Raw genomic sequence first — 23,694 nt, 5'->3', positions numbered from 1 at the left:
GGGAGAGCCCTAGCTTATGTCCCGCCCGAGCAGCGCATCAAGCCGGCGCCAGTCGAAGGCGGCGCCGGGGTCGGTCTTGCGGCCCGGCGCGATGTCGGAATGGCCGAGAATGTCGGCGGCCGCCAGGCTCGGGTAGGCGCGGCGCAGCGAGCGGATCAGGTCCGCCAGGGAATCGTACTGGCGATCGTCGTAGGCGAGGTCGTCGAGCCCCTCGAGCTCGATGCCCACGGAGAAGTCGTTGCAGCGCTCGCGCCCGCACCAGGAGGAGGCACCCGCATGCCAGGCGCGCCGCCGGAACGGCACGAACTGCACCAGGCTGCCGTCGCGCCGGATCAGCGCGTGGGCGGAGACCTCCATGCCGGCGATCTCGGCGAAATAGGGGTGGCCGTCCGTCGCCAGCCGGTTGGCGAAGAAGTCCTCGATGTGCGGCCCGCCGAACTCGCCCGGCGGCAGGCTGATGCCGTGGACCACGATCAGCTCGAGCTCGCAGCCCGCGGGGCGGTCGTCCTGATTCGGCGACGGGCACTGGCGGGCCGGGGCCACCAGCCCGGTGGCCGGATCGGTCAGGAAGCGGGGCTCCGGGGTCGCGGTCATCGCCGGCAATATGGGCGCCGCCCCGGCGGCTGTCAACGCACGCGCCCGTCTTCCAATCCCGCGGCCGGAACTGCATGATCCTGCTGTGCGCACGGTCCGCCTCCATTATCCGGAACCCCTGACCAGCGGCGACGAGGTCACGGTCGGGGAAGACGACGCCCGCTACCTGACGCGCGTGCTCAGGCTGCCGGTGGGCGCGCCCCTGGTCCTGTTCGACGGCCGCGGCGGCGAGTACGACGCGACGATGGTGACGGCCGGTCGCCGGGTGGTGACGGTGGCCGTCGGCGAACACCGAGCCGTCGAGCGCGAATCGCCCCTGGCGGTCACGGTCGCCCAGGGTATCTCCCGGGGCGAACGCATGGACCACGTCGTGCAGAAGACCACCGAGCTGGGTGCCGCCGCCATCGTGCCGCTGCTGTGCGAGCGCGGTGTCGTGCGGCTGGACGACAAGCGGGCAGCCGCGCGGCTCGAGCACTGGCAGCGGGTGGCGGTGAGCGCCTGCCGGCAATGCGGGCGCAACCGCCTGCCGCAGATCGCCCCCATTACCGCGCTGGAGGACTGGCTGGCGGCGCCGCCCACGGGGCTGCGCCTCGTGCTGACGCCGGACGCGGCGGACGGGCTGACCGCCCTCGCGCGCCCCACGACGCCGGTGACACTGCTGGTTGGCCCGGAAGGCGGACTCACGGACCGGGAGACGCAAGCGGCGGAGGCGGCCGGGTTCCGGCCCGTGGGGCTGGGCCCGAGGATACTGAGGACGGAGACCGCGGCCGTCGCCGGCATCGCGGCCCTGCAGACGCTATGGGGCGATCTGCAAGGGCGAACGGCCGGAGGAGATGGCTAGAGTTCCAGTTCCTGCTCGGCGAGGATCTCCTCGAGCCGCGCCAGGTCCGGGATCAGCGGGTACTCGTTGATCATCTTCACCCGGCAGAACACCGGCGCGCCCTCCGGCCACTCGTCGGCCGGCTGGCCCGGCCGCAGCACCTCCCGGTTGACGCGGACCAGTTGGGGGAAGCCCTGGGTCAGCATGCCGAAGTGCCCGGCGCGCAGTCTGCCGGTGACGCCGTGGAAGACGACGATGCGCGTCCTGCCCGAGGCCTTCGGCACCGGCTTGCCGAGCGCGCCCTCGAAGGACACCAGCGGCAGCAGCCGCCCGTTCCAGTTGAAGCCGCCGAGCACCCAGGACTCGGCCTCGACGGGCTTCGCCTCGGGCGGCGTGTAGCGCACCACCTCGGCCACGCAGGCCCGCGGCACGATCAGCCGATCCTCGGCGAGGGGCACGAGCAGGGAATACAGTTCCTCGACCACTGCGCTCACAGGCCGCTACCGCCCTTTTCCTCCAGCAGCGCATGGATCGCCTCCAGCAGCTGGCTGTCCTGATAGGGCTTGCCGAGATAGTCGTTGACGCCGATCTCGATGGCGCGCGCCCGGTGTTTCTCGCTCACCCGGGAGGTGATCATGATGATCGGGATGTCGGCGAAACGCTCGTCGTTGCGCACGTGGGTGGCGAATTCGTAGCCGTCCATGCGCGGCATCTCGATGTCGAGCAGGATGATGTCCGGCCGGTGCTCCTGCATCACGCTGATGGCGTCGATGCCGTCCTTCGCGGTGGCCACCCGCATGCCCTGTCGCTGCAGGAAACGCTCCGTGACCCGGCGCACGGTGATGGAGTCGTCCACCACCAGCACCAGCGGACGCTCGTCGACGCTCGGCCGCGGCGCCTCGCGGATCTCGACCAGCGGCGCCGTCGACCGGGCCAGGCTGCCCATGTCCAGGATCAGCACGATGCGGCCGTCGCCCAGGATAGTGGCCCCGGAGATGCCGCGGATACTGGCGAGCTGGGGTCCGACCGACTTCACGACGATCTCCCGGCTGGCCAGCATCTCGTCGGTGAGCAGCGCGATGGACTTCTCGCCGGCGCGGATCAGGATGACCGGCACGGCCGAGTCGTCCTCGGGCAGCTCCGAGGGCTTGCCGCCCACGAACATCCCGAGGTGCTGGAAGCGATAGGTCTGTTCGCCGTACTCGAAAGTGGGCTCGGGCTGGTTCAGCAGTGAGTCCAGTTCGGCGCGGGCCACCCGCGCCACGCCCTCGACGGTGGGCAGCGGCAGGGCGTAGACCTCCTCGCCGGCGCGCACGATCAGCGCCTGGGTGATGGCCAGCGTGAACGGCAGGCGCACCGTGAAATTGGTGCCCTGTCCCGGCATGGAGGTGATGCGCAGCGCGCCGCCGAGCTTCTTCACCTCGTTGGCCACCACGTCCATGCCGACGCCGCGTCCGGCGGACTGGGTCAGCTGGTCCGCAGTGCTGAAGCCCGGCTTCAGGATCAGCTCCATGACGGCCTCGTCGGAGGCGTCCGAGTCCGGTGTCAGCAGCCCCTGCTCGGTGGCCTTGCGGCGGATGGCGTCCACGTTCAGACCGGCGCCGTCGTCCGCCACGTCGATGACCATCTCCGAGCCTTCACGGTGCAGCCGCACGGTGATGCGGCCCACGGGCGGCTTGCCGGCCGCCTGCCGCGTCTCCGGGGGCTCGATGCCGTGGACGATGGCGTTGCGCAGCATGTGCTCGAACGGCGGCAGCATCTTCTCCAGTACCTGCCGGTCCAGCTCGCCGGAGCCGCCTTCCACCGCCAGCTCCACCCGCTTGCCCGTCTCGCCGGCGATCTGTCGCACCAGGCGCGAGAGCCGCGGCACGTGCCGCTGGAACGGCACCATGCGGGTGCGCATCAGGCCGTCCTGTAGCTCCGCCGTGACCCGCGACTGCTGCACGAGCAGCGACTCGGTCTCCGTCGCCAGGTTCTGCAGCAGGTCCTTCAGGCTGGCCACGTCGCTGGCCGATTCGGCCAGCGCCCGGGACAGCTGTTGGATGGTGGAGTAGCGGTCGAGCTCCAGCGGGTCGAAGTCCTGGGCGGTCCGCTCCTCCTGATGACGGTTCAGGATCTGGGTCTCGGTCTCGAATTCGAGCTTGCGCAGCTGGTCGCGCAGCCGGCTCACCGTCTGCTCCAGCTCCGCCAGATTGAAATCGATAGAGGTGACCTGCTGGCTCAGCCGGGAGTGATAGATGCTGATCTCGCCGGCGGCGTTCAGCAGCTCCTCCAGCAGCTCCGCGTCGATGCGGGCGAACTCCTGGCGCTCCGGCGCGGCAGGCGTCGGCGGGGCGGCGCGCTCCGGGCGCACGGGCGCCGGTGCCGGCGGCTCGGGTGGCCGCGCCACCGGCTGCTCCGCCGCGGCGTACGGCTCTTCCGCAGGGGCCTCGGGCTCCGCTTCGACGTCCCGCTCCGCTTCGGTCTCCAGGGACGGTTCGGCCTCGAGCTCCGCTTCGGTTTCCGGCCGCGGTTCGGTCTCCGCTTTGGGTTCGGCCTCGCGTAGCGGTTCGGGTTCGGGCTCCGGTTCGGGTTCGAGCCCGGGCTCTGCTTGCCGTTCGGGCGCGGCTTCGGCCTCGGCCGGTGCCTCCGATTCCGCTTCGAAGCCTCGCTCCGAGGCAGCCTCCTCGCCGAACACCTCCGCGGCGATCTCCTCGCCATGCTCGGCGAACCACTCGCTGATGTCCGTCTCGGCCGGCAGGCCTCCCTCCGCCGCTTCGGGCGGCAGGCCTTCCTCGCCTTCGCCGCGGGCCGTCACGCCGAACACAGGTTCGCCGACCGGCGGCTCCGGCACCTCGGCACCGGCGGGCACCTCGCCCTCTTCGGGCGCCTCGGTCGTCTCGGGCGCCTCGGGCGCCTCGGGCGCCTCGGGCAACTCCAGGGCCGGATACTCGCCGGCTTCGGACGACGCCTCCGTCGGCGCGGCTGCCTCCGGTACTTCCTCCTCCGGCGCCTCGGTCTCGAGCTCGGCCGGCGCCTCGGGCTGGGCCGGGGCCGTCTCGCCGGCTGCCAGTGCCTCGATGCGCGCCTCGAGGCCGGCGGCCGGCGCCGCCCGCTGTCCGCCCGTCACCATGTCACGCATGCGGTGCAGCTCGTCGAGGCTCTGCTGCAGCAGGTCATCCACCGCCTGGGACGGCTGCACGCGATCGTCGTCGATGGCGATCAGCAGCGTTTCCAGGCCGTGGCTCAGGTTGCCCATGGCGGTGATGCCGGCCATGCGCGCCCCGCCCTTGAGCGTGTGCAGGTGACGTTTCAGCTCGGTGAGGCTTTCCGCCGGCCGGCCGCCGCCGGTCCAGCTCGCCAGCGCCTCGTCGCTGGCCTCCAGAATCTCGCCCGCCTCCTCGGTGAAGATGGCGGCAATCTCGGCGTCGTAGTCGGCTTCCGCGGCGGGCGGTTCGGCAGGCGGCGGCGCGGCGGGCTCGCCTTGCGACGGCTCGGCCGGCCCGGCCTCGGCAGCTTCCTCCGTCGGCTCCGGCGCCGCCGCTTCCGCCGCCGACTCGGCAGGCGAACTCCCGGCAGCAGGCTCCTCCTGCTCTCCGAGCGCGGCCCCGGCTCCATACTCCGGACCCGGCACCGGGCTTATGCCGGTGCGCTCGCCGGTCTCGTCCATCTCCGCCTGGCGGCTCTCCACCTGCGCGGTCAGCTCCCGCAGCCGCTCGACGAGGGGCTGATAGTCCTCGTCCCGGGCACCGGGCTGGTTGATGCCGGCAACAATACTCTCGATGGCCTTCACGGCGGCCTCCACTGCCGCCAGGCCGTCGGTATCCATTCCCTGACCTGCGTCGTAGAGCCGCCGCACGTACTGATTCAGGCTGGCCGTGACCGTCACGCCCCGGTCCACGTCGGCCATGTTCACGCTACCGTGCAACGTATGACAGGCGCGGTGCAGGTTGTCCGGGATCGGATACGGCGGCTCCTCCTCCCGGCAGGCCTCGATGTAGCTCTTGATGGACCCGAGGTGCGCCGCGGTCTCCTTCGAGAAGATGTCGAGCAGCACCGGGTCCATCTCCACCGGCGCCGGCTCCTCCTCCGGCTCGACCGCCGACGCCGCCAGGTTCGGCGCGTTCGGATCGCCCTCGGCGAAGGCGCTCGCCTGGACCACGAGCTGACGGGTATCCACCTTCGGCTCGATGCCCGTCTCCAGCTGCTCCACCAGCTCCGGCAGAGCCGCCGCCGCGCGCTCGATGAACTCGACCATCGGCGGCGTACGGGTCAGCGTGCGGTTGATGAGCCGGTTCAGCAGATCTTCGATGTGCCAGCAGAAATCGCCGATGCGCTCGGCACCCACCATCCGGCCGCTGCCCTTCAGCGTGTGGAAGGAGCGGCGCACCGTGATCAGCGCCTCCATGTCGTCGGCGTTCTCGGCCCAGCGGGGCAGCTGCTTGCGGATGGAGGCGATCTCCTCCTTGGACTCCTCGATGAACAGCTCCAGCAGCTCCGGGTCGAGATGCTCCGCGTCCTGGGCCACCACCGGGATCTGGATGATCTCCGTGGCGTCTCCGGCGCCGCCGGGCTGCTCCGGCTCGGGGATGGCGCGCAGCCGCTGGCTGGCCACGAGGGTCTCCTCGATCCTGGCCGCGCGGCCATCCATCTCGTCGAGGATGCCGGACAGCGCGTCCAGGCAGGCCTCGGCGTTGTCCAGCATGTACCAGGGATCCCGGCGGCCGGCCTGCACGGTTTCCATGTAGTACTCGATGCTTACCACCGCATCGGCCAGGCGGTCCAGGTGCTCCGGGTCCAGCGCCTGGCGGCCGGCCTGCAGCGCCCGGGTGACAAAGCGGCCCAGCCGTTCCACCACTTCGGCGGCCCGGCCCTTGTCCAGCATGACCAGCCCGGCCTTGACGCCGCGGACGAGCTTCGGCACGTTGTCGATGGCCATGGGGTCGCCGCTCTCGCTGGTGACCTGGGTGATGGCCTCCTTCACCCGCGCCATGTTCACGATGCACTCGCGCAGCACGGCCTCGGTGACCTGGCGGTATTCCACCTCCGCGGTATCCTCGACAGCGCCGGGCTCGTCCACGTCCGCGCCGGCGGGGCGGATCAGCCGCTTCAGCTTCGCGTCCAGGCTGTCCTCCACCTGCAGCAGCGTGGAGGCGATCTTCAGCAGCATGGTCTCGTCAGCCGCCACGGACTCCGCCACGATGTTGCGCAGGCGCTCGATCTCGGCCTGTATGTCGCCCCGCAGGTCTCCCAGTCCGAGGACGCCCAGCGTGTCGCTGATCTTCTTCAGCATGTCCACCTGGGGGGCCAGGTCGGCAACGTCGTCCATGCCGGTGCGCACGTAGATGTCCAGCACGTCCTTGACCTTGCCGAGGTCTTCCTTGATGGCCTCGCCGACCGTCTCCATCAGCCGGATGCTCGGCGCGGCCAGGCTTTCCCGCGCGTGCACCACCTGCTCGTCGCCGGGCAACAGCTCGGACAGGTTGAAGGCGCGGCGGATGGCGCTCACGCGTTCGCCGGCGGTAGCGGAACGGGCGATGTAGTACAGCAGGTTGTTCAGCAGATCGGTCGGCGGGTTCTGCTCGAACGCGTCGGAGCCCTCGTCGATGAGGCGCTTCAGCTGCCGGTCCGCCTGGCCCAGCAGGCGCTTCAGGGAGACGCTGGTCTCGAGACCGCCGTCCGCCAGGGCCTCGAGCACGCCGACCACCACCCACCAGAGCTGGTAGATCTCGTCGCGGTCGGCCGCCTGCTCCAGCGCCAGCGCGATCTGGCGCAGTTTCTTCAGGTGCTGACCCGGGTGCTGGCCCTGGATCCACCCCAGCAGCGCCAGCTGGAAAGCCGGCCGCGCCTTGCGGGCCAGCTCCACGATGTCTTCTTTCGGCGGCGCGGCCCTGTCCGCCACGCCGACCCGCTGACCGGGGGTCAGGTTCAGCAGCAGCAGCGTGCTCTCCGACATGAGCGGCTTGCCGCGGACCGCGCGCAGATCGTTCAGCAGCGGCAGCAGCACCAGCGCGATGTCCCGTCCGCCGCCGAGCAGGCGATCGAGATAGCTCGGCAGCTGCACCATGGCCCGCGTTATCGCATCCAGTCCGTCCTGCTGACCCTTGGCGCCGGGACGCAGATCGGCCAGATAGCGGCAGACGGCCTCCATCTCCTCGGCCAGCAGCGCGCCGCCGTACACCTCCACCATCTTCAGAACACCGGCCGCCTCGTGCAGGCGCCGGCCGGCCCGCAGCAGCGATTCCCGGCTGCCGTGACCCTCCACGGCCTCTTCGAGCGCCACCCGCGCCTGCTTCAGGGTCTCGGTCAGCTCGTCGCTGACGACGTTCAGCGCCTGCGCCGTCTGTGCTGCCGCCTCACTCACCGCCGCTTCCGCTCCCTGAGATCACGCCGACCCTCGATCCTCATCCCTGACCCGCCACCCGCTCGGCCGGCCGGGGCCGTTCGTCGTCTGGCTCGTCCGCACCGGCGGCCTCGTCGTCCAGCCGGGGATAGGTGCCGGAAACGAGTACCTCATCCGCCTCCCCCGTCGGCGCCTCGTTCCGCAGGTCGCCCCCCGGCAGGCGGAACCCGGCCACCGTCTGGCGCAACTGGCTGGCCAGATCGGAGAGCTTGGAGATCGACGACGTCGTTGCGCTGGTCGCCCGCCCGGTCTGGGCGCTGATGTCGCGCAGCACCTTGGTGCGCCGGGTGACGTCGGTGGCCGCCGTCGTCTGCTCGCGGGCGGAGCTAGAGATGTTCTGCACCAGCGATGCGATCTGATTGGAGACCTGTTCGATCTCGTCCAGCGCGGCGCCGGCATTCTCGGCCAGCAGCGCCCCGCCGACCACGTCGGTGGTGCTGCGCTCCATGGAGACGACGGCCTCGTTGGTATCGCTCTGGATGGTTCGCACCAGCACCTCGATCTGCTTGGTGGCGTTGGTGGAGCGTTCGGCGAGGCGCTGCACTTCGTCGGCGACCACGGCGAAGCCACGGCCGGCCTCGCCCGCCATCGACGCCTGGATGGAGGCGTTCAGCGCCAGGATATTGGTCTGCTCTGCGATGTCGTTGATCAGCTCCACGATGTTGCCGATCTCCTGGGAGCTTTCGCCGAGGCGCTTGATGCGCTTGGACGTCTCCTGGATGGTCTCGCGGATGGTGTTCATGCCGTCGATGGTGCGGCGCACGGCCTCGCCGCCCTTGTGGGCGACGTCCACCGAGTGCCGCGCCACGTCGGCCGAGCGCTCGGCATTGCCCGAGACTTCCTCGATGGAGGCTGCCATCGCCGCGATGGATTCCGACGCGGCGCTGATCTCCTGGGACTGCTTCTGAGCGGCCCGGCTCATGTGGTTGGCCGTGCTCTCGGTCTGCTTGGCCGCGGAGTCCACCATGATGGCCGTCTCGTTGATGGTGGTCACCAGGTCGCGCAGTGCCTCGATGGCATAGTTGATGGAGTCCGCGATCGCACCCGTGATGTCCTCGGTGACCGTCGCCTCGACGGTGAGGTCGCCGTCGGCGAGACTGCCCAGCTCGTCCAGCAGCCGCAGGATGGCCTGCTGGTTACGCTCGTTCTGGTCGGCCTGCAGGATGGCGGAGCTGGCCAGCCGGGAGGCGCGGATGGAGGAGATCAGCAGCGCGATCCCCAGGATCACGGCGAGGGCGAGCAGCGCGAACAGCGCAAGAGGCTGCCAGCCGCCGGAGCCGAACGCCTCGGGACCCAGAGCGAGCCAGGCGACCACGCCCGCCGCCACCAGGGTCACCGGCAGCGCCACGGCGAGGAATACGAACGTCCGTGATCCAGTTGTTGTCTGTGCCATACCAGCTCAATCCGTCTTGCTACTTGCCTGCTAGTGGCCTGCCGGCGGCCTTTCAGTCCGCGGCGGCCTGCAGGAACTGTGGGCTCTCCACCAGCAGGTGGAGGCCGAATACGGGCCAGGATTCCGGCCCCCGCCTGAACGACCCGGTCAGGTACTGCTCGCAGCGCAGGATGGTCGGCGACCAGTCCTGCGAGAACTCGTTCGTCATGAAGCGGCGGAACCCCACCACCTCGTCCACGAGCAGGCCGGCCGGCATCTCGCGGTGATGCACGCTGATGAGCCGCGCCGTGCGGCCCGTGCCGGTGCGCCCGCCGCCCAGGAACATCTTCAGATCGATGAGCGGCAGCAGGTGGCCGCGCACGTTCGCGAGACCGAGCACCCAGCGCTTCGCTCCCGGCACGCGGGTCACCGCGTCCGGCACCATCAGCACCTCGCGCACCTCGTCGCGGGCGGCGACGAAATTCTCGCTGCCGATGCGGAAGCCGACGCCGACCCACTCCTCCGCGCTGGCGGTCGTCGCCGACTGCCCGGCCAGGGCCGCGCGGCTGCGCCGTTCGAGCTCTTTCAGCAGCTCGAACGGCTGGTCGCGGAGCGCTTCCAGTGTCTGCGCTTCCGCCATATCAGCCGGCCAGCACCGCGTTGATCTTCGCGACCAGTTCCTTTTCCGAGACCGGCTTCACCAGATAGTCGGCCGCGCCCTGGCGAATGCCCCAGATCTTGTCGGTCTCCTGATCCTTGGTGGTGACCATGATGACCGGGATATCGGCGGTCTCCGGGCTGCGGGTCATGCGGCGGGTGGCCTGGAAGCCGTTCATGCCGGGCATCACGACGTCCATCAGCACCACGTCGGGACGCTCGGCGCGCGCCTTCTCCAGTCCCTCTTCGCCGTCGGCCGCCAGCAGCGTCTCGAAGCCGTTCTTCTCCAGCATCTTGTGGAACACGTGCAGCTCCGTCGGCGAATCATCAACGATCAGTACCGTCGGCATATCCGTTCTCCTGTCGCGGGCGGCGCATCAGCCCTGCATCTGGCTCGCGATGGCACCCAGCAATTCGTCCTTCGTGAACGGCTTGGTCAGATAGCGCTCCGAGCCCACGATACGTCCCCGGGCACGGTCGAACAGCCCGTCCTTGCTGGAGAGCATGATCACCGGCGTATCCCGGAACGCCTTGTTGTGCTTGATCAGCGAACAGGTCTGGTACCCGTCCAGCCGCGGCATCATGATATCGACGAAAATGATGTCCGGCTGGTGATCCGCGATCTTGGACAACGCGTCGAAGCCGTCCACGGCCGTGAATACGTCACAACCCTCCTTGCTGAGCAGCGTCTCCGCCGTCCGCCGGATGGTCTTGCTGTCGTCGATGACCAGTATCTTCAGGCCCTTTAGGTCGGCCGACCGCTGGCCCGTTTCTGGATTCGCCACCTGAGAAATCTCCCTGCACCCCGCATCGCGTTCTAACACGCCGGCCACCCACCAGGTGTGGAACAGCGCACATTCTGTCCCTGACGCAACCCGGGCACTTTTAACATATTGTTTTGACTGCTGCCACGAGGCAGTGCACGGAACGGCACAGCCGCTGCTCCGGTGTCTCGAATCGTCTCCTGACGGGGCCCCGGGCCGGGCCCGACGCGCCTCTCAGCGCTCGGACCGGTCTCCTCCGAAACGGAACCGGAACAGCTCCACCTTGCCCACTCGCTGCAGCGGGTCGTCCATGCGGAACAGGTCCGGCTCCCGGGTGGCCTCTTCCGGGTCGTAGAGCGGCAGGAACTCGAAATCGACCTCGCGCACCTTCGCCTTCTCCAGTTCCTCGCGCTCGCGGCGGAGCCGGTCGCCCATGTCGGGCAGCCGCCACTCGTCCTGGCGTCCATAGACGATGATCTCCTCGATCACGTCCTCGTCGGCACGGGGGGCAGGCTCGAAGGGCGCGGCGCCGGGGCCGGACCCGGCGTCGGGTTCCCCGTCCGCGGGCGCCTGGGCGAATCCGGGCGCGGCCAGCAAGACAAGGACCGCCGCGAACGGCCAGAAACGGGGGTCAGTCCTCAAGCCGCTCTCTCCAGCGCAGGCTGCGGAACCAGTAGGACTCGGTGGACGGCAGCCAGGTGTCCGCCTGGCGTGCCGTGATCCACGCATTCAGGAAATACACCAGGTCCGCGTTGCCGCGCGCCACGGCGAAGGCCGACCGGGTGGTAAGCAGCGGCTTGGCCAGCGGCGTGTCGATGCGCTCCGGGTTCTCCAGCGCCAGGAACTGGGGCCCGGGGTAGCTCTCCAGGTAGCCGTCGATGCGGCCTGCCAGCAGCGCCTCCGACGCCTTGTCGTCCTGATCGTAGACCTTGATCTTCGCCTCCCCGAACACCCGTCGGGCCAGGTCTTCGGCCACGGTGCCCTTCACCACGCCGATGCGGTAACGGCGATCGTTCAGGTCTTCCAGCCGCGCCACGTCCGCCGTCTTCGCCGTATTGGTCGCCAGCGTGATGCCGCTCTCGTGATACGCGTCGCTGAACCACACGCGCAGCGCCCGCGCGGGCGTCACCGACATGCCTGCCGCGATCATGTCGATCTCGCCGGCCTCCAGCGCGTCGATCAGTTCATTCCACGGATAGACCTTCAGCTCCGGCTCCACGCCCATGTCGGCCGCCAGCTTGCGGGCGACGTCGGCCTCGAAGCCGATCAGCTGCCCCTCACCGGCGCGGATGGCCCACGGTGTGAACAGCGAAGTGCCGACCCGCAATACGCCGGCCTCCCTGATCTCGTCCAGGCTGCGCGCGGCGGCGGGGCCGGCCGAGAGCAACAGGGCGAGGACGGCGACGAGCAATGCGGTGATTCGGAGCTTGGAAATCATGGAACAAGAGCCTGTGGAGGATTTCGTCCGATGTTAATGGCAGCCGGTGGCACCCGCAATCGGGGACACACGCAGTCCGATGCAGGCATGGCCGGGCATCGTCGCCGGGTCATGCAGACGGTATAGTTCGCCCGCGAGACCTGCAGGAGCGGATATGAACGCCGGAAAGACAAGGCTGGGCATCGTGATGGACCCCATCGCGGGCATCACCCCGAAGAAGGATTCCAGCCTCGCCATGCTGCTCGAGGCACAGGCGCGGGGCTACGAGATCAGCTACATGGAACAGGGCGGGCTGTGGCTGGACTGCGGCACCGCCTGGGGCGAGATGCGGCCGCTGGAAGTCGCCGACGACCCGGAGCGCTGGTACACGCTGGGCGAGGCGAGCCGCCGCCGGCTGGCCGAGCTGGACGTCATCCTCATGCGCAAGGACCCGCCCTTCGACATGGAATACGTCTACACCACCTACATCCTCGGTCGCGCCCGGGAGGCGGGCTGTCTGGTGGTGAACAGTCCGGACGCGCTGAGGGACATGAACGAGAAGGCCTACACCGCCTGGTTTCCGGACTTCGTGCCGCGCACCGTCATCACGCGCTCCATGGACACGATGCGGACGTTCCTCGACGAGGTGCAACGCATGGTGGTCAAACCGCTGGACGGCATGGGCGGACGCTCCATCTTCTCCGTGCGCAAGGGCGAACCGAACACCAACGTCATCCTGGAGACGCTGACCGGCCACGGCCACCGCTACGCCATGGCCCAGCAGTTCATCCCGGAGATCACCGAGGGCGACAAGCGCGTGATCATCGTCGATGGCGAGCCGGTGCCGTATGCGCTGGCGCGCATCCCCACGGAGGCCGACGGCCGCGGCAACCTGGTGATGGGAGCGAAGGGCGTGGGCCGCGAGCTGAGCGAGCGCGACCGGGAGATCGCGACGACGGTGGGTGCGGTGCTGAAGCGCGAGGGGGTGCTGTTCGCCGGGCTGGACGTCATCGGTGAGTACCTCACCGAGATCAACGTCACCAGTCCCACGGGCATCCGCGAACTGGACCGGGAATTCGGCATCAACATCGCCGGGCTGCTGTTTGACGCCATCGAGGCCCGCCTGGCCCGAGCGTCCGCCACGGGGTGATCGCCGTCTCATTACCGGGCCGGCGGGAACGGTTAGAATGGCGCCTGGCCGGACGGACGGGTCGCGCAGACCCGTCGCACGGACCGGTCCGACGGAACGGGCAGGGGTAACCGGGGCAGGAGCCACGTGGCAGCAACCAGGCCGAGTCTGACGAGGGACATGCTTCCCGCCGTGCCGGCAACGCCGGACCGGCTGCCGCCGATGCTCTTCCTGGCGGCGCTGTTCCATGCGGTGGTCATCCTCGGCGTCACGTTCGAGGCAGTGCCACTCGGCAGCAACGAGGCGACGACGCTGGAGGTGACGATCGTCGCGGACTCGAACCAGCATGTCGAGCCCAGCGACGACGCGGACTACCTCGCCCAGGCGAACCAGCGCGGCGGCGGCAACACCACCGAACAGGTGCGCCCCGGCGCCCGGCCCCGCTCCGCCGAGGCCCGGCCGTTCCCCGAGGAGATCCCGGGCGAGACGGCCGTGGAATCGGCGCCGGGCGAGGCGGACCCGCGCACGGCGGTCGTCTCGCGCTCGCCCTCGGACCGGCGCGACTACGCGCCCGAGGACACGAGCCCCGCCCCGAGCGCGGAGCAGACCACGGTGCAGGCGGCGCCGGCGAGCGATCCCCGCAGCCTGCCCCTGCCGGTGGAGGAACAGGCGAATCTCCTCATCCACGACGACGACCCCCGCCATCTGGTGATCAGCGCCGATACCCGGGAATCCCGCATTGCCGGCTATCTCGACCGCTGGAAACGGAAGGTGGAGCGGGTCGGCACGCTGAACTTCCCGGAGCAGGCACGCACGCGCGGGATGACCGGCAGCCCGGTGCTGGAGGTGGCGATCGACGCCGACGGGGAACTCACGGACATCGTCGTGCGGCGTTCCTCGGGGCACGGGCTGCTCGATCAGGCGGCGCTGAACATCCTGCGCCGGGCGGCGCCCTTCGACCCGTTCCCGGAGGACCTGCGCAAGGACTACGACGAGCTGCGCTTCGCCTACCAGTGGCAGTTCAACCAGGACGGCGCGCGCCCGAGAATAGCCACCCGCCGATAACCCGGGTGCAGGAGGGCCTTCAGGCCCCGATCACTCCCCATAACTCCGACGTCTCGCCCCGCCGGGACACCCTGCAGACCCTCACGCCCCACCTGCGGCCCCATCCGCCCGCGCTTGTCGATGCCCGCCGGAATGTCGATACTGACGTGCATGAACGAGCCCAATTACGTCAATCAGCTGCTGATCGCCATGCCCGGCATGCAGGACCCGAATTTCGAGACGACGGTCACGCTGATCTGCGAACACACGGACGAGGGCGCTCTCGGGATCGTCATCAACAGGCCGCTGGACCTGCGGCTCGGTGACGTGCTCGCCCAGCTCGAACTCACGGCGGAGCACGCGGAGATCGGCGACACGCGGGTGCTGGCCGGCGGTCCCGTAGGGCACGAGCGCGGCTTCGTGCTGCATGCCGGCGAGCAGGAATGGGAGGCGACGCTGGAGGTGTCCGACGACATCCGCGTGACCTTCTCACGGGACATCCTGGCGGCCATCGCTGCGGGCATCGGGCCGAGCCGCTCGCTGGTGGCCCTCGGCTACGCGGGCTGGGACGCCGGCCAGCTGGAGTCCGAGATGATGGCCAACGCCTGGCTGAACGTCACGGCCACGCCGGACATCGTCTTCGAAGTCCCCTTCGATCAGCGCTGGCAGGCGGCAGCCCGGCAGCTGGGCATCGACATCACTCGTCTGGCCAGCGATGCCGGACACGCCTGACAGCGCCAGCACCGCTGACCACGCTGAGACTGCCGAAACCGTCCTGGCTTTCGACTTCGGGCTGCGGCGCATCGGCGTCGCCGTGGGCCAGGCGGTGACGCGCAGCGCCACGGCGCTGACGACCCTGCCCGCCGTCGGCGGCGAGCCCGACGAGGGCGCGCTCGCCAGGCTCATCGCCGACTGGCAACCGGACCGTCTGCTGCTGGGCATGCCGCTGGCGCCGGGCGAGACCTCCGTGCTCGAGGAGCCGCTGAAGCGGTTCCGGCGCCGGCTCGAGCGCTTCGGCATCCCGCTGGAGCTGGTGGACGAGCAGTTCTCCTCGGCCGAGGCGCAGTCGCGCCTGACCGGCGAGCGCCGCAGCGGCGCACGCCGCCGGCGCGTCAGCAAGGCGGATATCGACAGCCTGTCCGCCCGCATCATTGCCGAGCAATGGCTGGCCGAGCGTTGGCCGGGCCGCCACTGAGCAGACCGGCGCCGCCCTGCGAGGTGATAGAATCCGCGGCGCCATGAGCATCGAGACCGAAACCGCCGCCGCGACGCTTGGCGATCGCGGCCACCGGGGCACCCTCTTCGTCGAGGATGCCGAGGTGCTGGAAGTGCGGCACTACCCCGGCGAGCAGTTCATCATGCGCCTGCGCTCGCCGAAATGCGCCGCACATGCCCTTCCGGGCAGCTTCGCCCATGTCACCTGCGACGAGTCGCTGCCGATGCGCCGGCCGCTCTCGATCATGCGCGCGGACGCCGCGGAGGGCTGGATCGAATTCCTGTACAAGATCGTCGGCGACGGGCTGCGCCTGCTGAGCCGGCGCCGGCCCGGCGATCGCGTCAGCGTGCTCGGCCCCATCGGTCGCCCCTTCCGTCCGGACCCGGCGCGCCCGCGCGCGCTGCTCGTCGGCGGCGGCGTCGGCATACCGCCCATGGTCTTCCTGGCCGAGGCACTGAAAGCGGACCGGCAGCACGACTGGGAGCCGCTGGTGCTGATGGGCTCGGAGATACCGTTCCCCTTCGAACTGGCTCGGGCAACCGCGGACGTGCCAGGCATCGCGGCGGAGGTCTGCTCCGTGATGCCCCTGCTCGAAGACCGGGGCGTGCCCTCGCGGCTCGCGAGCGGCTCCGCCTTCGAGGGCTGCTACAGGGGCTTCGTGACCGAACTCGCCGGCGAGTGGCTGGCGAGTCTGGACGAGGCGGCGCTGGCCCGCGTCGAGATGTTCGCCTGCGGCCCGACGCCGATGCTCGTCGCCGCGGCCCGTGTCGCCCGCCGCTACGGCATCCCCTGCCAGGTCTCGCTGGAGGAATACATGGCCTGCGCCGTCGGCGGCTGCGCCGGCTGCGCGGTGCGGGTGGAGACACCGGACGGCCCGGCGATGAAACGCGTGTGCGTGGACGGCCCGGTCTTCGACGCCAACACCGTCTTCCCCGCGTAACGGTGTAGGAGGGCCTTCAGGCCCGATCCGCCTTTCTTTTGGCGTTGGCCCGCCATCGGCTGGGTCAGCGTGGCGGGCCCGTCGCCGATAGGCCTGGCACCAGTCAGGAGGCGTTGCTGACTGGCAACGCTTTCACGCCACCGCGAGGCGGCCGTCATGCGGGGGTATCCATCGCCGCGACCTTTTGTCGGGAGCAAGATGGATACCCCCGCAGGACGGCCGTGAAATAAAGACCATCAACCGAAGTTGATCTTCGCTTCCAGGTTGCTGCGGGAATCCGCGTTGGCGAGCGCCTCTTCCAGCGTGATGCGCCCGTCCCGGTAGAGTTTCAGCAGCGCCTCGTCGTAAGTCTGCATGCCGCGCTCGTTGGAGTCCTTAACGGCCTCCTTCACCGCGGAGATGTCGCCCTTCATGATCAGCTCGGCGATGTGCGGCGAGTTCAGCATCACCTCCACGGCGGCCACGCGCTTGCCCTCCCGGTCGCGCACCAGCCGCTGGGAGATGATGGCGCGCAGGTAGTGGGAGAGGTCCATGAACACCTGGTTGTGCTGCTCCATCGGGAACATGTTGATGATGCGGTCCAGCGTCTCCGGCGCGTTGTTCGAGTGCAGCGTGGCGATGGCCAGCTGGCCGGTGCCGGCAAGGTCGAGCGCCGCCTGCATCGATTCCCGGTCACGGATCTCGCCGATCAGCACGACGTCGGGCGCCGCCCGCATCGCGCTCTTCAGGGCGCGGGCGTAGGACATGGTGTCCATGCCCACTTCCCGCTGGTTGACGATGGACTTCTTGTTGGGGTGGAGGAACTCGATCGGGTCCTCGATGGTGATGATGTGCGACGAGGTGTTCTCGTTGCGGTGGTTCACCATGGCCGCCAGCGTCGTCGACTTGCCGCTGCCGGTGGCGCCCACCATGAGGATCAGGCCGCGCTTCAGCATGACCAGATCCTCCAGGACCTCCGGCAACTCCAGCTGCTCGAACGTCGGCAGATCGGCCGTGATGAAGCGCAGCACCATGCCGACGTTGCCCCGCTGCTGGAACACGTTGACGCGGAAGCGCCCCACGCCGGGCTCGGACAGGGCGAAATCGATCTCCAGCTCGCGGGAGAAGACCTCGAGCTGTTCCTCGTTCATCAGCTCGAGGGCCGCCTGCTTCACCATCTTCGGCGTCAGCTCGAGCTTGTTCACCGGCCGTATCTTGCCCTCGATCTTGATCTTGACCGGCGCATAGGAGGTGAAGAAGAGGTCCGAGGCCTTTTTCTCCGCCATCAGCTTGAACAGGGGTTTGACGTTCATGGGTTAGCGCCCCTCGACACTGACAGGTGCAGGGGCACCGTCAGAAGTGCTTGGCGGTGTCCTCCTCCATGATGCGCAGGCTGCTCGACTGCTGGTCCGCCAGCGCCGTCTCGCGCTTGCTCTCCAGCTTGATCTTCAGCCGCAGCTCGTTGCGGGAATCCGCGTTGCGCATCGCCTCCTCGTAGGAGATGTGCCCTTCTTCGTACAGGGCGAACAGCGCCTGGTCGAAGGTCTGCATGCCGAGCCGCGTGGACTTGGCCATGATCTCCTTGATCTGGGCCACCTCGCCCTTGAAGATCAGGTCGGCGATCAGCGGCGAACTCAGCATGATCTCCATCGCAGCGATACGGCCGACGCCGCTCTCCCGCGGGATCAGCCGCTGCGAGATGAGCGCCTTCACGTTCAGCGAGAGATCCATCAGCAGCTGGGAGCGGCGCTCTTCCGGGAAGAAGTTGATGATGCGGTCCAGTGCCTGGTTGGCGCTGTTCGCGTGCAGCGTCGCGAGACACAGATGGCCGGTCTCGGCGAACTGGATGCCGTACTCCATGGTCTCCTTGTCGCGGATCTCGCCGATCAGGATGACGTCCGGCGCCTGGCGCAGCGTGTTCTTGAGTGCCATGTGCCAGCTCTCGGTGTCGACGCCGACCTCGCGCTGGGTGACCACGCAGCCCCGATGGGGGTGCACGAACTCCACCGGGTCCTCGATGGTGATGATGTGGCCGCGGGAGTGCTCGTTGCGGTGGCCGATCATGGTAGCGAGCGTGGTCGACTTACCCGAACCGGTACCGCCGACGACGATCACCAGCCCGCGCTTGTTCATCACCACGTCCTTCAGGATGGGCGGCAGCTCCATCTCGTCGAAGGTAGGGATCTTGGTCGTGATCGTGCGCATCACCGCGCCCACGTGCCCCTGCTGCACGAAGGCGCTGACGCGGAAGCGGCCGATGCCCTGGGGATTGATGGCGAAGTTGCACTCCTTGGTGGCGTCGAACTCCTTCGCCTGCTTGTCGTTCATGATCGAGCGGACGATGATCGACGTCTGCTCGGCGGACAGCGGCTGCTCCGTCGCCCGATGCACCTCGCCGTCGATCTTGATCGCCGGCGGGAAGCCTGTGGTGATGAAGAGATCCGAGCCCTTCTTCTCCACCAGCTTCTTCAGAAGATTCTGCGTCAGTCGTACTGCCTGTTCCCGATCCATTTCCGCCCCCGGGCCGCATCATGAAGCTGCGGCCTAGAAATTCTCCTTGTTGACCGCCTTGAAGCGGGCCTCTTCCTTGGTGATCTGGCCTTTCTGCATGAGCTCGGCCAGATTCTGGTCCAGTGTGTGCATGCCGGCGCCCTGCCCGGTCTGGATGGCCGAGTACATCTGCGCCACCTTGCCCTCGCGGATCAGGTTGCGGATGGCCGGCGTGCCGATCATGATCTCATGGGCCGCCACGCGGCCGCCGCCGATCTTCTTCAGCAGGGTCTGCGAAATCACGGCCTTCAGCGATTCCGACAGCATGGCGCGCACCATCTCCTTCTCCGCGGCCGGGAATACGTCGACGACGCGGTCGATGGTCTTGGCCGCGGAACTCGTGTGCAGCGTACCGAACACCAGGTGACCCGTCTCGGCCGCGGTCAGCGCGAGACGGATGGTCTCCAGGTCGCGCAGCTCGCCCACCAGGATGACGTCCGGGTCCTCGCGCAGGGCCGAGCGCAGCGCCTCGGAGAAGCCGAGCGTGTCGCGGTGCACCTCGCGCTGGTTGATGAGCGACTTCTTGCTCTCGTGCACGAACTCGATCGGGTCCTCGATGGTGAGGATGTGATCGGGCTTGTTGTCGTTGATGTAGTCCACCATCGCCGCCAGCGTCGTCGACTTGCCCGAGCCGGTGGGACCCGTCACCAGGCAGATGCCCCGGGGCTGCATCGAGATGTCCTTGAAGATCGCCGGCGCACCCAGGTCGTCCAACGTGAGTATCTCCGAGGGGATGATGCGGAAGACGGCACCGGAGCCGCGCATCTGGTTGTAGGCGTTTACGCGGAAGCGGGCGAGTTTCGGAATCTCGAACGAGAAGTCGGTCTCGAAGTACTCCTCGTAGGCCTTACGCTGCTTGTCATTCATGATGTCGTACACCATGCTGTTGACTTCCTTGTGCGTAAGGGCGGGCATATTGATCCGCTTGATGTCGCCATCGACCCGGATCATGGGCGGGACGCCTGCCGACAGGTGCAGGTCGGAGGCCTTGTTCTTCACCGTGAACGACAGGAGCTGCGCGATATCGACGGCCATGCGTATCCCTTGCTTGCAGGTATCCAGACTGCCGGATTTACCATAAATCCGGATGGGCTAGTATAGCGGAGCAAACGGAAATTAACGTGATTGGAGTCACGGAAAACCTCCGGAAAATCAATGAATCCATCGCTTCCATCGCCCGTTCGGCAGGCCGCGATCCGGCCGCGGTGACGCTGGTGGCGGTGTCCAAGCGCCAGCCGCTCGAGCGGGTGCGCGAGGCGGTGGCGGCCGGCCACCGCCATTTCGGCGAGAACACGCTGCAGGGAGCGCTCGCGCACATGGACGCGCTGGTGGATGCGCCGGGCGACGCGGGCCTCACCTGGCATTTCATCGGCCCCGTCCAGTCGAACAAAACCCGGCCGATCGCCGAGCGGTTCGACTGGGTGCACACCATCGAGCGGGAGAAGATCGCCCGGCGCCTGAGCGAGCAACGTCCGCCCGATGCGCCGCCGCTGGACGTCTGCATCCAGGTCAACGTCGACGACGAGGCGTCGAAGAGCGGCTGCGCGCCGGACGAGGCGGGGCCGCTGGCGGATCTCGTCGCCGGGCTGCCGCGGCTGCGACTGCGCGGGCTGATGTGCATACCGGCGCCGGCCGAGGGGATCGCGGCCCAGCGCCGGCCGTTCGCCCGGCTGCGCGGCCTCCTCGAGGAGCTGAACGGCCGCGGGCATCGGCTGGATATGCTGTCCATGGGCATGTCCGCCGATCTCGAGGCGGCCATACTCGAGGGCGCGACACTGGTCCGGGTGGGCACCGACGTATTCGGGCCGCGCCCGGCGGACGACTGACGAGGTCTCATATGAGCGAACCGGTCATCGGCTTCATCGGCGGCGGCAACATGGCCACCGCCATCATGCGCGGCCTGCTGGCGAAGGGTGTGGACGCCGAGCGCATCGCCGTCGCCGACCCCAGCGAAGAGCGACGCGACGCGCTGGCGGCGCTGCTGCCCGGCGGGCGGGTGAGCGCGGACAATCGGGACGTCGCCGCCGCCGCAGACGTGCTCGTGCTGGCCGTGAAGCCACAGGTGATGGCGGACGTGCTGCCGCCGCTGGCCGAGACGGTGCAGGCCTCCGCGGCCCTGGTCGTCTCGATCGCGGCGGGCATACGCAGCGACGACATCGACGCCTGGCTCGGCGGCGGACTCGCCGTGGTGCGCTGCATGCCCAATCAGCCGGCGCTGGTCGGCCAGGGCATGACCGTGCTGTATGCGAACCGGCGCGCGCTGCCCGGCCGGGACCGCGCCGACGACGTGCTCTCGGCCGCCGGGCCGACGCTCTGGGTGGACGAGGAATCGATGATCGATGCCGCGACGGCCATCTCCGGCAGCGGCCCGGCCTATTTCTTCTACCTGCTGGAGGCGCTCATCGCCACGGCCGTCGAATTCGGCTTCACGCCGGAGCAGGCGCGACGTCTGGCGGTGCAGACGGCGAAGGGCGCCGCCGCCACGGCGGAGAGCGAGGCCGACGAGCCGGCCGTGCTGCGCGAACGCGTCACCTCGCCGGGCGGCACCACGGCGGCCGCGTTCGCCGTCCTGGAGGACGTCGACGTTCGTGCTATCTTTAGACGCGCCATTCATGCCGCGCGGCGGCGGGCGGCCGAGCTCGCCGGCGATGCCGCAGCGGACTGAGTCCCGCCGGACCCGACCGCACGGAGTGAGAGCTTGGACGACGCGCTGATCTTCCTGTTCCGGACACTGGCCGACCTGTTCCTGATCGTGCTGCTGCTGCGGCTGTTCATGCAGCTGTTCCGGGCGGACTTCCGCAACCCCGTCTCCCAGGCGATCGTGCGCATCACCTCGCCGTTCATCGTGCCGCTGCGGCGCGTGCTGCCGCCCATGGGCAAGATCGACACGGCCACGCTGGTGGTGATACTGCTGTTCGAGCTCGTGTTCGTCGCCGCCATGGCGTACGCGCTCAACATGACCCCCCACGGCTTCGGGCTGCTGTACTACGCGATACTGCGCACGGTCATGATCGCGCTGCGTTTCTTCTTCTTCGCCATCATCGTCTACGTCATATTGAGCTGGGTCGCACCGGGCACCTACAACCCGGTCACCAGCCTGCTCAGTCAGCTGGTCAATCCGATTCTCGACCCGGCCCGCCGTCTCATCCCCACGATCGGCGGGCTGGATCTCTCGCCGTTGCTGGTCGCCATCCTGCTGCAGGCCGCCAGCATCGCGGTCGGCAGCGGCCTGCCCGGCGTGCTGCACTGACGGCAGCGGTCGGGAGCGCCGGATGGCCGGACACCACGTCACCGCAACCGCGCATTCGGGCCGGGGGAAGCGGATGGTTTATAGTAGGGCCCTGATGAAAAGGCACGGAGAGACCGCTATGAGGCCGACGAATACGATACTGCTTGCGCTGGCGGCTGTACTGTTCTCCGCCTGCGGTGACAGCGGGCAGCCGGAGCGCAACGTGCCCGAGGCGATGCCGTCGAGCGAGACGTCCGCCGAGGTAGGCGATTACATCGTGCACTACAACGCGATGACCACCGATCAGCTCACGCCGACCGTCGCGCAGAGCACGGGCATCGTCCGCTCCAGGAACCGGGCGATGCTGAACGTGAGCTTCGTCGAGAAGGAGACCGGCAACACGGTGGAGGGCGGCGTCGAGGTGTCGGCGGCGAATCTCACGGGGCAGACCAAGAACATCACGATGCGCCGCGTGCGTGACGGCGAGGCGACCTACTACATCGGCGAGGTGCCGGTCGCGCATCGGGAGACGCTGATCTTCAACATTGAGGCAACGCCGCCCGGCGCCACTCAGCCGACCATGCTGAAATTCCGCCGCCAGTTCTTCACCGATTGACGAAACCCCGAAAAAAAGCCTGCGAAATGCACTTGACCATCTGTCGCGGCAGGGCGAGTTGTGGTAAGTTGCCGCGCTTTATCGAGCCGGAATTGCCCGGGTTTTTCGTTTCATCCAGGAGTTGATACATGGCAGCAAAGAAAAAGGCCGCTACCACGGCCAAGAAGGCACCGACCAAGTCGGAGATCTACAGGCACATCGCGGAAGACACCGGTCTCACCCGCAAGGACGTCGCCGCGGTCTTCGACTCACTGACCGGCCTCATGAAGAAGAACCTCGGCGGCCGCGGCGCCCCCGGGACGTTCACGCTGCCCGGCCTGGCAAAGATGACCGTCAAGAAGAAGCCCGCCGTCAAGGCGCGCAAGGGCATCAACCCGTTTACGGGCGAGGAGATGATGTTCAAGGCCAAGCCGGCCAGCAAGACGGTGAAGGTCACGGCCCTGAAAGGCCTGAAAGACATGGTCTGAGTCACGCACCCGTGACACGGATCGGAAAAGCCGGGCAGCCGCCCGGCTTTTTTTATGACTCGTCGGGTCGGGCCAGCAACTTGCGCCGCATCACCTCGGAACGCGGGACGTAGAGCAGCTCGCCGATCTTGTGCACCATGGCGTCCTCGTACTTGTCGAGCCGCCCGTCGGCGAAAGCAACGGCCCACAGTCGGCCCATCAGCTCCGACTTCTGCTTCTCGTCGAGCCGCTCGTGCAGCGTACGGGTGAACTCGAACAACGACACCGAATGCTCCACCCGCTCGCTGGCCTCCTCGCGCAGCAGAGCGGCTTCCTCTTCGGTCAGCTCGTAATGTCGGCGCAGCAGCTCCTCGAGGGCCAGCGCCTCCTCCGCGTCGAAGTCGAAATCGGCGCGGGCCACCTCGACCAGCAGCGCCGCGGCGGCGAGGCGTATGGCGTGCTCCTCGTCCTGCGCCGAGGCGCCCTCCTCCGAACCGTCCAGCAATGATTCGAGCTTTCGCGCCAGCGCATCGAGCATG

Annotated in this window: 23 protein-coding genes and 1 pseudogene; 11 read left to right on the top strand and 13 right to left on the bottom strand. The window is 68.4% G+C overall.

The window, feature by feature from the left end:
• Positions 1-9: 9 nt before the first annotated feature.
• On the bottom strand, positions 10-594 hold the full coding sequence (gene ampD, locus ACJMKZ_RS02535; protein WP_405231624.1) for a 1,6-anhydro-N-acetylmuramyl-L-alanine amidase AmpD: 585 nt from the start codon (positions 592-594) through the stop codon (positions 10-12).
• Between the two features lie 85 nt (positions 595-679).
• Here ampD and ACJMKZ_RS02530 point away from each other — a divergent pair, with 85 nt between their 5' ends.
• Entirely contained in the window at positions 680-1,435 is a 756-nt protein-coding gene (locus ACJMKZ_RS02530) for a 16S rRNA (uracil(1498)-N(3))-methyltransferase (protein ID WP_405231623.1), read from the top strand.
• On the opposite strand, the gene ACJMKZ_RS02525 is transcribed toward ACJMKZ_RS02530, so the two are convergent.
• From ACJMKZ_RS02525 to ACJMKZ_RS02490, 8 genes and pseudogenes are all read right to left on the bottom strand, one after another.
• Positions 1,432-1,908: a chemotaxis protein CheW gene (locus ACJMKZ_RS02525; RefSeq protein WP_405231622.1), complete on the bottom strand. Its 477-nt coding sequence runs from the start codon at positions 1,906-1,908 to the stop codon at positions 1,432-1,434. The two genes, ACJMKZ_RS02530 and ACJMKZ_RS02525, sit on opposite strands and share 4 nt — an antisense overlap.
• Positions 1,905-7,757 carry an Hpt domain-containing protein gene (locus tag ACJMKZ_RS02520; RefSeq protein ID WP_405231621.1) on the bottom strand — a complete coding sequence of 1,951 codons (5,853 nt, stop codon included), beginning with the start codon at positions 7,755-7,757 and terminating at the stop codon, positions 1,905-1,907. The genes ACJMKZ_RS02525 and ACJMKZ_RS02520 overlap by 4 nt, the downstream gene beginning before the upstream one ends.
• Positions 7,758-7,797: 40 nt before the next feature.
• A pseudogene (locus ACJMKZ_RS02515) lies at positions 7,798-9,048 on the bottom strand (methyl-accepting chemotaxis protein); the annotation flags it as partial.
• A gap of 193 nt (positions 9,049-9,241) precedes the next feature.
• Positions 9,242-9,808 carry a chemotaxis protein CheW gene (locus tag ACJMKZ_RS02510; protein WP_405231620.1) on the bottom strand — a complete coding sequence of 189 codons (567 nt, stop codon included), beginning with the start codon at positions 9,806-9,808 and terminating at the stop codon, positions 9,242-9,244.
• Between the two features lies 1 nt (position 9,809).
• The gene (locus ACJMKZ_RS02505; protein WP_405231619.1) at positions 9,810-10,175 is read right to left on the bottom strand and encodes a response regulator transcription factor; all 366 of its coding nucleotides are present in this window, start codon (positions 10,173-10,175) and stop codon (positions 9,810-9,812) included.
• A gap of 27 nt (positions 10,176-10,202) precedes the next feature.
• Positions 10,203-10,610 carry a response regulator gene (locus ACJMKZ_RS02500; protein ID WP_405231618.1) on the bottom strand — a complete coding sequence of 136 codons (408 nt, stop codon included), beginning with the start codon at positions 10,608-10,610 and terminating at the stop codon, positions 10,203-10,205.
• 213 nt (positions 10,611-10,823) lie between these two features.
• Entirely contained in the window at positions 10,824-11,231 is a 408-nt protein-coding gene (locus ACJMKZ_RS02495; RefSeq protein WP_405231617.1) for a hypothetical protein, read from the bottom strand.
• The gene (locus tag ACJMKZ_RS02490; protein WP_405231616.1) at positions 11,221-12,027 is read right to left on the bottom strand and encodes a transporter substrate-binding domain-containing protein; all 807 of its coding nucleotides are present in this window, start codon (positions 12,025-12,027) and stop codon (positions 11,221-11,223) included. Before ACJMKZ_RS02490 ends, ACJMKZ_RS02495 begins: the two co-directional genes overlap by 11 nt.
• A gap of 154 nt (positions 12,028-12,181) precedes the next feature.
• Between ACJMKZ_RS02490 and gshB the strand changes: the two genes are divergently transcribed.
• The 5 genes from gshB (at position 12,182) to ACJMKZ_RS02465 (ending at position 16,335) form a co-directional block, all read left to right on the top strand.
• The gene (gene gshB, locus ACJMKZ_RS02485; protein ID WP_405231615.1) at positions 12,182-13,156 is read left to right on the top strand and encodes a glutathione synthase; all 975 of its coding nucleotides are present in this window, start codon (positions 12,182-12,184) and stop codon (positions 13,154-13,156) included.
• A gap of 126 nt (positions 13,157-13,282) precedes the next feature.
• Positions 13,283-14,200, top strand: a complete 918-nt coding sequence (locus tag ACJMKZ_RS02480) for an energy transducer TonB (RefSeq protein WP_405231614.1) — start codon at positions 13,283-13,285, stop codon at positions 14,198-14,200.
• 150 nt (positions 14,201-14,350) lie between these two features.
• Positions 14,351-14,911 (top strand): YqgE/AlgH family protein, encoded by a 561-nt coding sequence (locus tag ACJMKZ_RS02475; RefSeq protein ID WP_405231613.1) that lies wholly within the window; start codon positions 14,351-14,353, stop codon positions 14,909-14,911.
• Entirely contained in the window at positions 14,895-15,374 is a 480-nt protein-coding gene (ruvX, locus tag ACJMKZ_RS02470) for a Holliday junction resolvase RuvX (protein WP_405231612.1), read from the top strand. Before ACJMKZ_RS02475 ends, ruvX begins: the two co-directional genes overlap by 17 nt.
• 43 nt (positions 15,375-15,417) lie before the next feature.
• Positions 15,418-16,335 (top strand): dihydroorotate dehydrogenase electron transfer subunit, encoded by a 918-nt coding sequence (locus ACJMKZ_RS02465; RefSeq protein ID WP_405231611.1) that lies wholly within the window; start codon positions 15,418-15,420, stop codon positions 16,333-16,335.
• Positions 16,336-16,571: 236 nt separating this feature from the next.
• Here ACJMKZ_RS02465 and ACJMKZ_RS02460 read toward each other — a convergent pair whose 3' ends face one another.
• The 3 genes from ACJMKZ_RS02460 to ACJMKZ_RS02450 are packed head-to-tail and all read right to left on the bottom strand — an operon-like array spanning position 16,572 to position 19,899.
• Positions 16,572-17,627 (bottom strand): PilT/PilU family type 4a pilus ATPase, encoded by a 1,056-nt coding sequence (locus ACJMKZ_RS02460; RefSeq protein ID WP_405231610.1) that lies wholly within the window; start codon positions 17,625-17,627, stop codon positions 16,572-16,574.
• Positions 17,628-17,667: 40 nt separating this feature from the next.
• A complete protein-coding gene (locus tag ACJMKZ_RS02455; protein WP_405231609.1) occupies positions 17,668-18,825 on the bottom strand; it encodes a PilT/PilU family type 4a pilus ATPase in 1,158 nt (385 codons plus the stop codon).
• 33 nt (positions 18,826-18,858) lie between these two features.
• Entirely contained in the window at positions 18,859-19,899 is a 1,041-nt protein-coding gene (locus ACJMKZ_RS02450) for a type IV pilus twitching motility protein PilT (RefSeq protein ID WP_405231608.1), read from the bottom strand.
• Between the two features lie 86 nt (positions 19,900-19,985).
• Here ACJMKZ_RS02450 and ACJMKZ_RS02445 point away from each other — a divergent pair, with 86 nt between their 5' ends.
• The 5 genes from ACJMKZ_RS02445 to ACJMKZ_RS02425 all read left to right on the top strand — a co-directional run bounded on the left by ACJMKZ_RS02445 (position 19,986) and on the right by ACJMKZ_RS02425 (position 23,176).
• Positions 19,986-20,690: a YggS family pyridoxal phosphate-dependent enzyme gene (locus ACJMKZ_RS02445; RefSeq protein WP_405231607.1), complete on the top strand. Its 705-nt coding sequence runs from the start codon at positions 19,986-19,988 to the stop codon at positions 20,688-20,690.
• An 11-nt stretch (positions 20,691-20,701) separates the two neighbouring features.
• Positions 20,702-21,529 carry a pyrroline-5-carboxylate reductase gene (proC, locus tag ACJMKZ_RS02440; protein WP_405231606.1) on the top strand — a complete coding sequence of 276 codons (828 nt, stop codon included), beginning with the start codon at positions 20,702-20,704 and terminating at the stop codon, positions 21,527-21,529.
• Between the two features lie 33 nt (positions 21,530-21,562).
• Positions 21,563-22,114, top strand: a complete 552-nt coding sequence (locus ACJMKZ_RS02435; RefSeq protein WP_405231605.1) for a YggT family protein — start codon at positions 21,563-21,565, stop codon at positions 22,112-22,114.
• A gap of 118 nt (positions 22,115-22,232) precedes the next feature.
• Positions 22,233-22,709: a DUF4426 domain-containing protein gene (locus ACJMKZ_RS02430; protein WP_405231604.1), complete on the top strand. Its 477-nt coding sequence runs from the start codon at positions 22,233-22,235 to the stop codon at positions 22,707-22,709.
• Between the two features lie 128 nt (positions 22,710-22,837).
• Positions 22,838-23,176 (top strand): HU family DNA-binding protein, encoded by a 339-nt coding sequence (locus tag ACJMKZ_RS02425; protein ID WP_405221065.1) that lies wholly within the window; start codon positions 22,838-22,840, stop codon positions 23,174-23,176.
• Positions 23,177-23,228: 52 nt separating this feature from the next.
• On the opposite strand, the gene ACJMKZ_RS02420 is transcribed toward ACJMKZ_RS02425, so the two are convergent.
• Positions 23,229-23,693, bottom strand: coding sequence for a tellurite resistance TerB family protein (locus ACJMKZ_RS02420; RefSeq protein WP_405231603.1), 465 nt, complete (start codon positions 23,691-23,693; stop codon positions 23,229-23,231).
• Between the last annotated feature and the right edge of the window lies 1 nt (position 23,694).

Source organism: Lentisalinibacter salinarum (genome assembly GCF_040706555.1).
In the GTDB taxonomy this organism is placed as follows: Bacteria; Pseudomonadota; Gammaproteobacteria; order Steroidobacterales; family Woeseiaceae; genus Lentisalinibacter; species Lentisalinibacter salinarum.
The sequence above is the reverse complement of the archived record's forward strand: the minus strand, read 5'-3'. Positions and strand labels throughout refer to the sequence as shown.